We start from the raw sequence: 13,470 nt of genomic DNA on the forward strand, positions 1-13,470 counted from the left end.
AAGAGATCATCCCACCCCAGGTGAGCTGCTCGGACGCCGCACACCCGGCTCCAGGGAGCAGTCCGTCGATGATGTCGCGACGCTGTGCAGGTTCGTCCATGGCACCTGGGTGAGCCGGAGTTGGAGCATGACACGAAAAGCGGCGGTGGACGGACCCGCCGGTTCGGAGTTCTCGCGGATGGACCGGGCACCAAGCACATGTGTGTACTTCTGACATGCCCGAAACGCTGACCGCGCTCGATGCCTTCAACGCCCGTCCCCCGGACGAGGCCAAGGACGAGTTGATCACTTGCTGTGCCTCCCGTGTCTTCGCGGCGAGGGTGGCGGAGCGGCGGCCCTACCGTGATCTCGATGAGCTTCTCGCGGTAGCTGAGGAGGCCGTCAAAGGGCTGGAGTGGCCGGATGTGCTGGAGGCGCTCGCCGCGCACCCGAGGATCGGGGAGCGGGCGGGCGGGGGCGGACGGGAGGCGGCGTGGTCGCGGCAGGAGCAGGCAGGGGTCGAGGACGAGTTGCGTGAGTCGCTCGCCGCGGGGAACCGGGACTACGAGGCCCGGTTCGGGCACGTCTACCTGGTCTGCGCCAGCGGGCTGAGCGGGGCGCGCATGCTCGCCAGGCTGCGCGAACGGCTGGGCAACGACGAGGAGAGCGAGCGGGCGGTCGTGCGGGAGGAACTGGCGAAGATCACCCGGCTGCGGCTGGTCAAGCTCATGGAGGGGGAGCGATGAGTTTCTCCACGCACGTGCTCGACGCGGTCACCGGCCGCCCGGCCGCCGGGATCCACGTGAGGCTGGAGCACGAGGGCGAGATCGTCGCCGAAGGGATCACTGACGACGACGGCCGGATCAAGGGGTGGGACCCGGGAGAAGGCGTCCACCGCGTCGTCTTCGACACCGGGGCGTACCTGCCGGAGACCTTCTATCCCGAGGTCGTCATCACCTTCACCGTGACCGACCCCGCGCAGCACTACCACGTGCCGCTGCTGCTCAGCCCGTACGCCTACTCCACCTACCGAGGGAGCTAGATGTCCGTCAAGCTCGGGCCCAACCGCTACGGCAAGGCGGAGACCAGGCTCGTCCGCGTCGTCAGGGACGGCCCCGTCCACCACATCAAGGACCTCAACGTCAGCACCTCGCTCTCCGGCGACATGGAGGCCGTGCACCTGACCGGCGACAACGCCGCCGTCCTGCCGACCGACTCGCAGAAGAACACCGTGTACGCCTTCGCCGCGAAACACGGCGTCGGCCAGATCGAGGAGTTCGCGCTCGTGCTGGCCAGGCACTTCGTCGAAACGCAGCCCACGATCCACCACGCCAGGGTGGAGATCGACGAATACGCGTGGAACCGGGGCGGCCCGCACTCGTTCGTGCGTGACGGCGGCGAGGTGCGCACGTGCGTCGTCCACCACGACAGGGACGGCCGCACCACCGTCGTGTCCGGGCTGAAGGACCTGGTGCTGCTCAACACCACCGGGTCGGAGTTCCACGGCTACATCGTCGACCCGTACACGACGCTGCGGCCCACCACCGACCGGGTCCTGGCCACCGCCGTCGAGGCCCGGTGGCGGCACACCGGGAACACCGACGCGTACGACAAGTCGTACGAGCAGGTACGGAGCCACCTGCTGGAGGCGTTCGCGGACACGCACAGCCTGTCGCTGCAGCAGACCTTGTACGCCATGGGCGAGCGCGCCCTGACCGCCTGCGGCGAGATCTGCGAGATCAGGCTCGCGATGCCGAACAAACACCACTTCCTCGTGGACCTGTCGCCGTTCGGCCTGGACAACGACAACGAGGTCTACTACGCGGCCGACCGCCCGTACGGCCTGATCGAGGGCGGCGTGCTGCGCGAGGACGCGCCCGACGCCGGATTCGCCTGGGAGTAGCGATGGACTTCTTGCGGCCCACGACGTGGGATGAGGCGCTGGCCGCCAAGGCGGACCAGCCGGAGGCCGTGCCCATCCAGGGCGGCACCGACGTGATGGTCGAGATCAACTTCGACGTGCGCAGGCCGGTGGCGCTGCTCGATCTCACCCGGGTGGCCGAGCTGCGGGAATGGGACGTGGTGGACGGCGTGTGCCGGGTCGGCGCCGGGGTGCCATACACGGCCGTCATCGAGGACCTCGGCGGCACGCTGCCCGGGCTGGCGCAGGCCTCGCGCACGGTCGGCTCGCCGCAGATCCGCAACCGCGGCACCGTCGGTGGGAACCTCGGCGCGGCCTCGCCCGCCGGCGACAGCCATCCGCCGCTGCTGGCCGCGGACGCGGTGATCGAGGTGGAGTCACGTGCGCGGGGCGTCAGGATGATCCCAGCGGCCGAGTTCTACCTCGGGGTCAAGCGCAACGCGCTTGAGCCGGACGAGCTGATCAAGGCCGTGCACGTCAAGCCCGCTACCGGACCCCAATACTTCTCCAAGGTCGGCACCCGCAACGCCATGGTGATCGCGGTGTGCTCGTTCGCCGTCGCGCTGCACCCGGAGGAGCGGCGGGCCGGCACCGGGATCGGCTCCGCGGCGCCCACCCCGCGACGAGCGCTGGAGGCCGAGGACCTGCTGGCCAGAGAGCTCGACTGGGACGCGGCCGCACTCGACCCGGCGCTGCTCAGGCGGTTCGGGAGGCTCTGCGCGGCCGCCGCCGCACCCATCGACGACGTGCGCGGCACCGCCGAGTACCGCGTGCACGCCATCGACGTGATGGCCCGCCGCACGCTCACCTGGGCCTGGAACGACTACCTCGGAAGGAGGGCAGCCTGATGCGCGTCACCTTCACCGTCAACGGCCGCGAGGAGAGCGCCGACGGCGTGTGGGAGGGCGAGAGCCTCCTGTACGTGCTGCGCGAGCGCCTCGGCCTGCCCGGCTCCAAGAACGCCTGCGAGCAGGGCGAATGCGGCTCCTGCACCGTTTACCTCGACGGCGTCCCCGTCTGCTCCTGTCTGGTCGCCGCCGGCCAGGCCGAGGGGCGTCAGGTGCGCACCGTCGAGGGCCTGGCCGAGGGGGACAGGCTCGATCCGGTGCAGGAGGCGTTCGTGGAGTGCGGGGCCGTGCAGTGCGGCTTCTGCACTCCCGGACTCATCGTGCAGACCCACGACCTGCTGGAACGCCTCGAACGCCCCACCGACGCCGAGATCAGGGAGGCCCTGGCGGGCAACCTGTGCCGGTGCACGGGGTACGAGAAGATCCTCGACGCGGTACGGCTGGCGGCGGCGCGGAAGGCGGGGGCCGCGTGAGGCCGCGCCTGCTGATCGAGAACGTCGCCATCGCGCCGGTCGCCGGGCCGGAGATCGAGTCCGGATATATCTGGATCGAGGGGGATCGGATCGTCGCCCTGGGCCCCGGCCCGGCCCCTGACGCGGCCGGCGAGTCGGGGGAGCCGGAGGCCGTCCGCGTCGACGGCACGGGATGCCTGGCCACACCCGGGCTGGTCAACACCCATCACCACCTGTACCAGTGGGCCTCGCAGGGGCTCGCGCAGGACGCCACACTCTTCGAGTGGCTGGTGGCGCTCTACCAGGTGTGGGCCGCCATGGACGCCGACGTGGTCAAGGGCGCCGCCTCGGCAGGGCTCGGCTGGCTGGCGCTGTCGGGCTGCACCACCTCCAGCGATCATCACTACATCTTCCCCAAGGGCAGGGGAGACCTGTTCGCGGCCGGGATCGAGGCGGCACGCGAGATCGGCATCCGCTTCCACCCGGCGCGCGGATCCATGGACAGGGGCGAATCGCACGGCGGGCTGCCGCCGGACGCCGTGGTGGAGGAGCTCGACGACATCCTCGCCGCCACGGCAGAGGCCGTCGACGCTTACCACGACCCGTCGTTCTCCTCGATGCTGCGGGTCGTGGTCGCGCCGTGCTCGCCGTTCTCGGCCAGCGCCGAGCTGATGACCGAGTCCGCCGCCCTGGCCAGGGCCAAGGGCGTACGCCTGCACACGCACCTGGCCGAGACCCTCGACGAGGACGAGCACTGCGTGGCGCAGTTCGGGCTGCGGCCCGTCGACTACATGGAGAAACTGGACTGGCTGGGGCCGGACGTGTGGTTCGCGCACGCCGTGCACCTGAGCGACGCCGACATCGGCAAGCTCGCCGCCACCGGCACCGGCTCCGCGCACTGCCCCTCCTCGAACGGGCGGCTCGGCGCGGGCATCGCCCGCGTGTCCGAGATGCTGCGCCGGGGCGCGAACGTCGGGCTCGGAGTCGACGGCAGCGCATCCTCCGAGCTGACGCCGCTGGCCGGGGAGATGCGGCAGACCCTGCTGTTCCAGCGCGCCAGATACGGCCCCGACGCGCTCACCGCCAGGCAGGCACTGGAACTCGCCACCCTCGGCGGGGCGCGCAACCTCGGCAGGGAGAACGAGATCGGCTCGCTGGAGCCGGGCAAGCTCGCCGACATCGCCCTGTGGCGGATCGACGGGCCGTTCACGTCCGCGGTCGCCGACCCCGTCTGCGCGCTGGTCTTCGGGCCGCCGCCGCCACTGGCCCGGGTGCTGGTCGGCGGGCGGACCGTGGTCGAGGACGGCGAGCTGAAGACCTTCTCCCAGGACGCCGCCGGACGCGCGGGTGCCGAGGCTCGGCGGAGGCTGCTGCGGCTGGCGGAGGAGCGGGGCTTCCGCGCCGTCAAGGAGGTCCATCACGGCTAAGGTGAGATGTCCGGAAACGAGCATCCGAAAGGCGGTCCCGTGGCGGCGGAAATCTCCGACGAGCGGCTGGCGCAGCTCAAGAGCACCTTCGCGTCGATCGACACCGACGGCGACGGCTACATCAGCGAGGCCGAGCTGAAGCAGCACTTCCCCGACCTCCCGGCCGAGGCGCTGGGGGCGATGAGCGAGTCCGCCGACTCCGACCAGGACGGCCGCTACTCGCTCGAGGAGTTCATCCGCACGGTCTCCTAGTGCCTTCCTGAGGCTCCTGGGAGGCCAGCGGTGGCCAGGCTCCTAGCGGCTCCTAGCGCGCCGAAAGCTCGCGCTCCAGCGGGGTGCGGAAGCGCGGGGTCACCGTGATACCGCCGAGCCAGGCGGCCAGCCCGGCCGCCTCGGCCTCGACGGCGGCCGCGGCCTCGGCGCCCACGTCGGCCAGCAGGCGCCACACCACCTCGCCGTCCGCCCGCTGCGCCCAGCCGCCCACCACCTGGCCGTTCCACCACACGGTCGGGCCGACGTTTCCGCTGCGGTCGAACAACTCGGCCCGATGCGTGGGCGGCAGATACCAGTCGCGGGCCTGCCAGCCCATCGGCGTCGGGTCGAGCGCCGGGAGCAGCGCCGCCCACGGCTCCGGCTCGGCAACCTCCTCCAGGTCGCCCGGCAGCACATAGCCGACGCCCTCGTCCAGCTCGACCTCGGGCGCGCCGATGGCGGCCAGGGCCCGGCGCACCTCCGTCAGCGTCCAGCCGGTCCACCACTTCAGATCCGCCTCGGTACCCGGCCCGAACGCCGCCAGCCATCGGCGTACCAGCTCCGCCTGCGCCTCGGCCGCCGCCAACTCGGGCATCTCCGGTGCCAGGCCCCAGCGGTGGATGGCGCTGATCCACGTCCCCGACGGGCGCCCGCACCGTACCAGCAGGCCCTCCATCGCCATCAGGCCCAGCAGCCGCGAACCGACGCTCACGACCCCCTCGTACGGCTTGCCCACGGCCACCCTGACCTGCTCGCGCAGCCGCGGCTCCAGCACGCTCAGCTCCTGCGCCGTCGCCTCGCCCACCTCCGCCAGGATCCGCAACACGGACGCTTCGACGTCCTTGAACCCGGCCTCGTCCCAGCCGCCCGAGGCGAACGCCTTCAGCGTCGATGCGCGCTCCCTGCGGGCGATGACCAGGTTCGAGGAATGGTGGACGACCGGCACGAGCTCGGCAGGCACCACGAACACCGTCCGCCGCATCCCGTGCATCCGCACGAGCGTGCGGTCCGCGTGCAGGGCCCGCTCGACCGGCTCCGGGCCGGGGGCGGCCAGCCGCGCGCCCGCCGACAGGAACACCGTGGCCGGGTCGGTGCCGTGCAGCGCCACCACGGACACCGCCGCCTCCTCCGGAGTGGCCGCCTTGATCGCGAGCCGGTGCCTCGTGGCGAGCCTCGCCTGCCTCTGCCGCGCTGAAATCCGCACAATCGCCCCTTTCTTCGGAGTGAGCGTAGTTGGAGGATCACACACCTGGCGACGGGCGAAGCGGGCGTCGGTTGATGTCCATGTGCATAGGTTCGCGGGCGTCCGCATTGTTTCACTGGAGGCCACCCCCCGAACCCCTGGAGTGGCCCATGGCGAACGAGGTACATCCGGTCGACGCGCGGCTGCCGGCGGCGCAACTGGGCACGCTGGGACTGCAGCACGTGCTGGCGATGTACGCGGGAGCGGTGGCGGTGCCGCTCATCGTGGGCGGCGCGCTGAAGCTGCCTCCCGATCAACTCGCGTACCTGATCAACGCCGACCTCCTCATCAGCGGCATCGCCACGCTCATCCAGTGCGTGGGCGTGTGGCGGTTCGGCGTGCGGCTGCCGATCATGCAGGGCTGCACGTTCGCGGCCGTCACGCCGATGGTGCTGATCGGCACCACGCAGGGCGGGTTGCCCGCCATCTACGGCGCGGTCATCGTCTCGGGGCTGCTCGTCGTGGCGGTCGCGCCCTACTTCGCGAGGATCGTGAGGTTCTTCCCACCGCTCGTCACCGGCACCATCATCACGATCATCGGGATGTCGCTGCTGCCCGTCGCCGCGAACTGGGCCGCAGGAGGAGTCGGCAGCCCGACGTACGGGGAACCGCGCAACATCGCCATGGCCGCGGCCGTGCTGCTGCTCATCCTGGCCGTCTACCGGCTGTCGAAGGGCTTCCTCGGCCGGGTGGCGGTGCTGGTGGGCATCGTCGCCGGCACGGTGGCCGCGATCCCGCTCGGGTTCACCGACTTCTCGCACGTCGGCTCGGCCGGGCTGTTCGGCATCAGCACGCCGTTCGCGTTCGGGCTGCCGGCCTTCCACGTCACCGCGATCATCTCGATGTGCGTGGTCATGCTCGTGTCCATGACCGAGACCACCGGCGACTTCGTGGCCGTGGCGGAGATGACGGGGTCGGACCTCACGCCGCGGCGGCTGGCCGACGGGCTGCGTGCCGACGGGTTCTCCACGGCGCTGGGCGGCGTGTTCAACACCTTCCCCTACACCGCCTTCGCTCAGAACGTCGGCCTCGTCGGGCTGACCGGCGTACGCAGCCGCTGGGTCGTGGCGGCGGCCGGTGGCATCCTCGTGGTGCTCGGCCTGATCCCCGTGCTCGGCGCGGTGGTCGCGGCCATCCCGCAGCCGGTGCTCGGCGGGGCCGGGATCGCCATGTTCGGCACCGTGGCCGCCTCCGGCATCCGCACGCTGACCAAGGTGAGCTTCGACGGCAACCACAATCTTGTCATCGTGGCCGTGTCCATCGGCGTGGCCGCCATCCCGGTCGGCGCGCCAGAGTTCTACGCCGAGTTCCCCGACTGGGCCCAGACCGTGCTGAACAGCGGCATCAGCACCGGCAGCCTCCTGGTGATCGTGCTGAACCTCGTCTTCAACCACCTGCGCGCCGGCCAGCGCACGGGCTGAGGGATGATGAGCGTCACGCCTTCCTGCCCGCTCGCACCGGGCAGGAAGGCGTGCCCGGCCATTGTTCATCATCGTGTGGGAGTTCGTAGTGGTTCAGCAGGTTCTGATCGCCCCGGACAAGTTCAAGGGGTCGCTGACGGCGGCCGAGGTGGCCCGGCGGGTGTCGGCGGGGCTCGGCGTCCCCACGGTGGAGCTGCCGGTGGCCGACGGCGGCGACGGGACCGTTGACGCCGCCGTGGCCTGCGGCTTCGACCGGATCACGATCGGGGTGACCGGGCCGACGGGCGAGCGGATCCCCGCCTCGTACGCCTGGCACGCCGCGGACGACACGGCCGTGGTCGAGCTGGCCGAGGCGTCCGGGTTGCGCCGCCTGCCGGGGGAGCGCGAGCCGCTGACCGCCACCAGCTACGGCACGGGCGAGCTGGTCGCGGACGCCGTGCGGCGCGGGGCCAAGCGGGTGGTGCTGGGGCTGGGCGGCAGCGCCTGCACGGATGGGGGAGCGGGGATGGCGCAGGCGCTCGGGGCCCGGCTGCTCGACGGCGACGGCAACGAGCTGCCGCGGGGCGGGGCGGCGCTGGCGGGGCTGGACCGCATCGACATGTCCGAATTTATGGATATTTCTGGCGTTGAATTCGTGGTGGCGAGCGACGTGGACAATCCGCTGCTCGGCCCGCATGGGGCAGCCGCCGTGTACGGGCCCCAGAAGGGCGCGACCCCTGAGGACGTCAAGACGCTGGAGGCGGCGCTGTCCCGCCTGGCGGCGGTGGCCACGCAGACGCACGGCCTGCTCGGCGCGGTCGAACACGACGACACGCCCCGGCCCATGGGCGTCGCCGGGGCGCCCGGGGCGGGGGCGGCCGGCGGGGTCGGGTTCGCGGCGCTGGCGTTCCTGCACGCCGACATCCGGCCCGGCATCGACTACCTTCTCGGCCTGCTCGGATTCGGCACACATGTCGAGGGCGCGCGGCTGGTCGTCACCGGCGAGGGGTCGCTGGACGAGCAGTCGCTACGCGGCAAGGCGCCGATCGGCGTGGCGCAGGCGGCGGCCAAGGCAGGCGTGCCGGTGGTGGCCGTCTGCGGGAGGCGTACGCTCAGCGACGAGGAGCTGAAGGCCGCGGGCATCGAGGCCGCGTACGCGCTCACGGACCTGGAGCCCGACCTCGACCGGTGCATCGCGGAGGCGGGGCCGCTGCTGGAGCGCCTCGCCGCCAGGATCGCCGCCGATCACCTCGAAGGGAAGTAGATGACGCAGCTGGACCTCGTGGTCCGGTCCCGCCGGACCGTCACGCCGGAAGGGGAGCGGGCGGCCGCGGTGGCCGTACAGGGAGAGAAGATCATCGCCTTGTACGACTACGCCGCGCCGCTCGACGCCACCGAGGACATCGACCTGCGCGACTTGGCGCTGCTTCCCGGGCTGGTCGACACGCACGTCCACGTCAACGAGCCGGGGCGTACGCACTGGGAGGGGTTCGACTCGGCGACCAGGGCGGCGGCCGCGGGTGGCGTCACGACGATCGTCGACATGCCGCTCAACTCCCTGCCGCCCACGGTCAGCCCGGCGGCGCTGGAGGTCAAGCTGGCGGCCGCGCGCGGGCAGTGCCACGTGGACGTCGGGTTTTGGGGCGGGGCCGTGCCGGGCAATGTCAAGGAGCTCGCGCCCCTGCACGAGCGCGGCGTGTACGGCTTCAAGTGCTTCATGTCGCCGTCGGGGGTGGAGGAGTTCCCGCCTCTGGAGCACGCCGACCTCCGGCGGGCGCTGGAGGAGATCGCCGGATTCGCGGGCTCCGGCGGGCTGATGGTGGTGCACGCGGAGGACCCGTCGTTGCTGCAGGAGCCCACTGGCCCGACATATACGGAATTTCTGGAGTCGCGGCCGGGGGCGTCGGAGCGGAGCGCCGTTCAGCGGGTGGTCGACCTGGCAGGGGAGACCGGCGCGCGGGTGCACATCCTGCACGTCTCCAGCGCCGACTGCCTGGACGTGCTGGAGGCGGCCCAGGCCGGCGGCGTGGCGGTCACGGCCGAGACCTGTCCCCACTACCTGACGCTGGCGGCCGAGCAGGTGCCCGAGGGCGCCACGGCGTACAAGTGCTGCCCGCCGATCCGCTCCGAGGTCAACCGCGACCTGCTGTGGGACGGGCTGGCGAGGGGCGTGCTGAGCTGCGTCGTGTCCGACCACTCGCCGTCGCCGGCCGACCTGAAGGTGCCCGACTTCGCCGCCGCCTGGGGCGGGATCGCCTCGCTCCAGCTCGGGCTGGCCGCCGTGTGGACGGAGGCGTCCCGGCGGGGGTACGGGCTGGCGGACGTGGTGCGCTGGATGTCCGCCAATCCAGCAGCAATCGCGGAAATTTCCGGAAAAGGCGGCATAAAGCCGGGCAATGACGCCGACCTGGTCGCTTTCGACCCCGCTGCCGACAACCCCGTGGACGCCGCGCGCCTCCACCACAAGAACCCGGTCACCCCATACCACGGCCGCCTGCTCAAGGGCGCCGTCCTGACCACCTGGCTGCGCGGCAGGCCGGTGGACGGTGCGCCGCACGGTCGATTTCTGCCGGCCGGGCAGCACATGGTGGCAGGAGAGCCGGCCGAGCAGCGCCTGATCTTGGGAGAAAAGTAGATGCCCCGCTTCACTACCCTGCCGGACCTCGCCCTGCGCACACTGGGCGGCTCCGTCGTGGCCGCGAACGACGAGTCGTTCGCGGAGAAGGAGAGCCTGGTCAGGCCTGGCCGGCCCGGCTTCCAGGCGGAGACGTTCGGCAACAAGGGCCAGGTGTACGACGGCTGGGAGACCCGGCGCCGCCGCGAACCGGGTCACGACTGGGCGCTGGTACGGCTCGGGATCCCCGGCGTGATCCGCGGCGTGGTGATCGACACGGCCTGGTTCAAGGGCAACTACCCGCCGCATGCCTCCGTTGAGGCCGCTGCGGTCGACGGCTATCCGTCACCGGCCGAGCTGCTGGCCGCCGAATGGGTGGAGATCGTCCCGAGGTCCGAGCTCAAGGGGGACGCCGAGCATCATCTCGCCGTCACCGACGAGCGCCGCTACACCCACGTGCGGCTGAACATCTTCCCCGACGGGGGCGTCGCCCGCCTCCGCGTACACGGCGAGCCCCGCCCCGACCTGTCCGTCTACGAGGGCCTCAGCCTCGACCTGGCCGCCCTCCAGAACGGCGCCCTGGTGACCGCCTGCTCCAACGAGTTCTACTCGGCGCCCAACAACGCCATCTTCCCCGGGCTGGCCCGCCACCAAGCGGAGGGCTGGGAGACCGCGCGGCGGAGGGGCGAGGGCAACGACTGGCTCCTGATCCGGCTGGCCGGCCGCGGCCTGATCCGGCTCGCCGAGATCGACACCACGAACCTGCTCTTCAACGCCCCGGGCTGGGTCTCCCTGACGGGACTCGACGGAGAAGGCCCGGCCGCGCGCCAAGTGGACCTCCTGCCCCGGACCCGCCTCCAACCTGACAGCACCCACCGCTTCAGACTCGACCACACGGACCCGGTCACCCATGTACGCGTCGACATCTACCCCGATGGCGGCCTGGCCCGAGTCCGCCTCCACGGCCACCTGACCTGACCCCGCCACGCTCCGCCCGACCCATTGCCGCCCCACGGGCACCCCTCAAGCGTGCCTGCGGCATTGGGCGGCGCACGTAGTCGTGCCTGCGCATTGGGCAGCGTCCTGTGCCCACCGCGCCGGGTGCCACCTACCGGGCCTGGTCCCGACCGTCGTCGCGTCCGCCGCGCGTCGTGCTGGTCCGACCGGTTCGGCGGGGCCGATCGCCACCAGCCAGGCGGTCAGACGCCCCTTACCCGCGCCCCCGGCGAGGGCGGCGGGTGACGGGGCGTCAGTGCCAGAGGAAGACCGTGGCGCCGGGCGGGCGCTCGCTGTTGGGGAGCGGGCGCTGGTACTGCACCACGCCCCGGTTCCCAAGCCGCTGCACCCGCACCTTGAACCCGAGCGTCTCCAATTCCGACTTCGCGTCCTTGACGTTCTTGCCGATCACTGCGGGCACCAGGGTGAACTGCTGATCGTCACGAGCCTCGTCATCATCGTCCCCGCGCCCGAACCACTCGAGGAAGTCCTGGCACCGCGCCACCGTGACCATGACCTGCGCGCCAGGATCGACCTCAGACTTGGCCTTGGGCGTCTGGGCGATCACCGTGCACGGCTCGGCGTCGTCTTCCACCTCCTGGACCTGCACCTGGAAGCCTTGCTGACCGAGATAGGCGGCGGCCTCGTCCTTCGGCATGCCGGAGACGTCCGGCATGACCAACCCGGCGCTCACGAAGATGGCGATCTTCGCGCCTTCCTTCACCTTCTCGCCGACCTGGGGAGAGGTGCGGATGACCTTGTCGCGCTCGACCTCCGTGTTGGCCACGCGCGTGACCGATCCCACGGTCAGCCCGGCATCGGCGATCTTGGCGCGGGCGTCGTTGCCGGTCATGCCCGCGACATTGGGCACGACCACCCGCTTGGGCCCGAGCGAGGGCACCAAGGTGATCGTGGCACCCTGTTCCACCTCGGTCTTGGCCACCGGGTCGGTGTTAAGGACGAGCCCTTCGGCCACGTTCTCGTCGTGCTTGCCCTCCGCCATCTTGATCTTGAACCCGTCCCTGGCGGCGCTCTTCTCGGCCACGGCCAGGCTCTTGCCCACCAGATCGGGTACGGAGACGTACTCAGGCTGGGCGAAGAACCACCCGGTCAGCCCGACGGCGACGACCATCACGCCCGCCAGTATCACCAGGAACCAGTTGGGCCGGAACCCGCGCCGCTGCGGCATCTCGGCCCGGGGCTGGATCAGCGTGTGCGCGGGCGTCGCCTGCGGCACCGACGGGGCGGCGTGCACGCCCGTCCTGGCATGCGGCTGGGACGGCGCGGGCTGCTGGAACGACCCATGGGGCTGGGAATGCGACAGCGGCGGAGTGGTCGTCCGCGGCAACATCCGATGCGTGTCCACGGCTGCGACGAGCATGGCCGTCGCATCCGCGGGGCGGTCCCGCGGCTCGCGCGCCGTCGCGTTCGCCACGAGCGTGTCGATCAGCGGCGGCACCTCGGGGACCAGCGATGACGGCGCCGGCACGCTGTCGTGGACGTGCCGGTAGGCCACCGACATCGGCGTCTCGCCGTCGTACGGCTGCTGCCCCGTCACCAGCTCGAACAGCATGATGCCCGCGGCGTAGACGTCGCTGCGCACGTCGGCGGCGCCGGTGGTGACCTGCTCGGGCGCCATGTAGCCGATCGTGCCGATCATCACGCCGGTACGGGTCTGGTTCGTCGCCTCGATGGCCCTGGCCAGGCCGAAGTCGACGACCTTTACCCGGCCGTCGTCGGTCATCAGGACGTTTTCCGGCTTCACGTCTCGGTGCACCATCCCGGCCTGGTGGGCCGCGCCGAGGGCGGCGAGCACCGGGATCATGATCTCGAGGGCCTCGCGGGCGGGCAGCCGGCCGCGATCGCGCAGGATGTCGCGCAGCGTCCGGCCGGGCACGTATTCCATCGACAGGTAGACGACGTCGTTGTCGGTGCCCTGGTCGAAAACGTGCACCACGTTGGGATGGGAAAGACTGGCCACCGTCTTCGCCTCGCCGATGAACCTCCTGACGAACGCCGGGTCCTCGGCGAGCGAGCGGTGCATGACCTTCAGCGCCACCGTCCGGTCGAGCCGGACGTCCAGCGCGAGGTAGACGGTCGCCATACCGCCCCGGGCGATCCGGCTCTCGATGCGATAACGCCCATCGAGGAGCCGCCCGACCAGGGGGTCCGCAGTCGTCGTGTCCACCCGGCTGATTTTACGGGCGTTTTGCCACTGGCAGGGCCCTGCCGCCCGAAACCGATGCGGACCCGTGCCCGATGGAACGTGCCCACGCCCCGGGAAGTAGGCCCGGCCCCACGGGCATCACGGGGTTGGCGGCTCCGCACCGGTGCCAGA

General features: G+C 71.3%; 13 protein-coding genes. 11 read left to right on the forward strand and 2 right to left on the reverse strand.

Going from position 1 to position 13,470, the window contains the following annotated elements; all coding sequences use genetic code 11:
• Positions 1-215: 215 nt before the first annotated feature.
• The 7 genes from uraD to ACTWPT_RS03020 are packed head-to-tail and all read left to right on the forward strand — an operon-like array spanning position 216 to position 4,879.
• Positions 216-725 (forward strand): 2-oxo-4-hydroxy-4-carboxy-5-ureidoimidazoline decarboxylase, encoded by a 510-nt coding sequence (gene uraD, locus ACTWPT_RS02990; protein ID WP_443175657.1) that lies wholly within the window; start codon positions 216-218, stop codon positions 723-725.
• A complete protein-coding gene (gene uraH / locus ACTWPT_RS02995; RefSeq protein WP_443175658.1) occupies positions 722-1,021 on the forward strand; it encodes a hydroxyisourate hydrolase in 300 nt (99 codons plus the stop codon). The genes uraD and uraH overlap by 4 nt, the downstream gene beginning before the upstream one ends.
• Entirely contained in the window at positions 1,022-1,882 is an 861-nt protein-coding gene (gene pucL / locus ACTWPT_RS03000; RefSeq protein ID WP_443175659.1) for a factor-independent urate hydroxylase, read from the forward strand. It abuts the gene before it with no gap.
• A gap of 2 nt (positions 1,883-1,884) precedes the next feature.
• A complete protein-coding gene (locus ACTWPT_RS03005; RefSeq protein WP_443175660.1) occupies positions 1,885-2,748 on the forward strand; it encodes an FAD binding domain-containing protein in 864 nt (287 codons plus the stop codon).
• A complete protein-coding gene (locus tag ACTWPT_RS03010) occupies positions 2,748-3,221 on the forward strand; it encodes a (2Fe-2S)-binding protein (RefSeq protein WP_443175661.1) in 474 nt (157 codons plus the stop codon). The genes ACTWPT_RS03005 and ACTWPT_RS03010 overlap by 1 nt, the downstream gene beginning before the upstream one ends.
• A complete protein-coding gene (locus ACTWPT_RS03015; protein ID WP_443175662.1) occupies positions 3,218-4,627 on the forward strand; it encodes an 8-oxoguanine deaminase in 1,410 nt (469 codons plus the stop codon). The genes ACTWPT_RS03010 and ACTWPT_RS03015 overlap by 4 nt, the downstream gene beginning before the upstream one ends.
• A 6-nt stretch (positions 4,628-4,633) precedes the next feature.
• Entirely contained in the window at positions 4,634-4,879 is a 246-nt protein-coding gene (locus tag ACTWPT_RS03020; RefSeq protein ID WP_443175663.1) for an EF-hand domain-containing protein, read from the forward strand.
• Positions 4,880-4,931: 52 nt separating this feature from the next.
• Here the strand turns inward: ACTWPT_RS03020 and ACTWPT_RS03025 are convergent, their stop codons facing one another.
• A complete protein-coding gene (locus ACTWPT_RS03025; RefSeq protein WP_443175664.1) occupies positions 4,932-6,083 on the reverse strand; it encodes a winged helix DNA-binding domain-containing protein in 1,152 nt (383 codons plus the stop codon).
• 149 nt (positions 6,084-6,232) lie between these two features.
• Here ACTWPT_RS03025 and ACTWPT_RS03030 point away from each other — a divergent pair, with 149 nt between their 5' ends.
• The 4 genes from ACTWPT_RS03030 (at position 6,233) to alc (ending at position 11,114) form a co-directional block, all read left to right on the forward strand.
• Positions 6,233-7,543, forward strand: a complete 1,311-nt coding sequence (locus ACTWPT_RS03030; protein ID WP_443175665.1) for a nucleobase:cation symporter-2 family protein — start codon at positions 6,233-6,235, stop codon at positions 7,541-7,543.
• Between the two features lie 88 nt (positions 7,544-7,631).
• Positions 7,632-8,786: a glycerate kinase gene (locus ACTWPT_RS03035; protein ID WP_443175666.1), complete on the forward strand. Its 1,155-nt coding sequence runs from the start codon at positions 7,632-7,634 to the stop codon at positions 8,784-8,786.
• On the forward strand, positions 8,787-10,157 hold the full coding sequence (gene allB, locus ACTWPT_RS03040) for an allantoinase AllB (RefSeq protein WP_443175667.1): 1,371 nt from the start codon (positions 8,787-8,789) through the stop codon (positions 10,155-10,157). It abuts the gene before it with no gap.
• Positions 10,158-11,114, forward strand: coding sequence for an allantoicase (gene alc / locus ACTWPT_RS03045; protein WP_443175668.1), 957 nt, complete (start codon positions 10,158-10,160; stop codon positions 11,112-11,114).
• A 271-nt stretch (positions 11,115-11,385) separates the two neighbouring features.
• Here the strand turns inward: alc and pknB are convergent, their stop codons facing one another.
• Positions 11,386-13,320, reverse strand: coding sequence for a Stk1 family PASTA domain-containing Ser/Thr kinase (pknB, locus tag ACTWPT_RS03050; protein ID WP_443175669.1), 1,935 nt, complete (start codon positions 13,318-13,320; stop codon positions 11,386-11,388).
• Positions 13,321-13,470 lie beyond the last annotated feature (150 nt).

It is taken from the genome of Nonomuraea sp. 3N208 (assembly GCF_052245935.1).
GTDB lineage: Bacteria > Actinomycetota > Actinomycetes > Streptosporangiales > Streptosporangiaceae > Nonomuraea.

Bases quoted from the DNA above. Each gene is read 5' to 3' on its own strand.
- uraD (WP_443175657.1), top strand. From the start codon at position 216: ATGCCCGAAACGCTGACCGCGCTCGATGCCTTCAACGCCCGTCCCCCG.
- uraH (WP_443175658.1), top strand. From the start codon at position 722: ATGAGTTTCTCCACGCACGTGCTCGACGCGGTCACCGGCCGCCCGGCC.
- pucL (WP_443175659.1), top strand. From the start codon at position 1,022: ATGTCCGTCAAGCTCGGGCCCAACCGCTACGGCAAGGCGGAGACCAGG.
- ACTWPT_RS03005 (WP_443175660.1), top strand. From the start codon at position 1,885: ATGGACTTCTTGCGGCCCACGACGTGGGATGAGGCGCTGGCCGCCAAG.
- ACTWPT_RS03010 (WP_443175661.1), top strand. From the start codon at position 2,748: ATGCGCGTCACCTTCACCGTCAACGGCCGCGAGGAGAGCGCCGACGGC.
- ACTWPT_RS03020 (WP_443175663.1), top strand. From the start codon at position 4,634: ATGTCCGGAAACGAGCATCCGAAAGGCGGTCCCGTGGCGGCGGAAATC.
- ACTWPT_RS03030 (WP_443175665.1), top strand. From the start codon at position 6,233: ATGGCGAACGAGGTACATCCGGTCGACGCGCGGCTGCCGGCGGCGCAA.
- allB (WP_443175667.1), top strand. From the start codon at position 8,787: ATGACGCAGCTGGACCTCGTGGTCCGGTCCCGCCGGACCGTCACGCCG.
- alc (WP_443175668.1), top strand. From the start codon at position 10,158: ATGCCCCGCTTCACTACCCTGCCGGACCTCGCCCTGCGCACACTGGGC.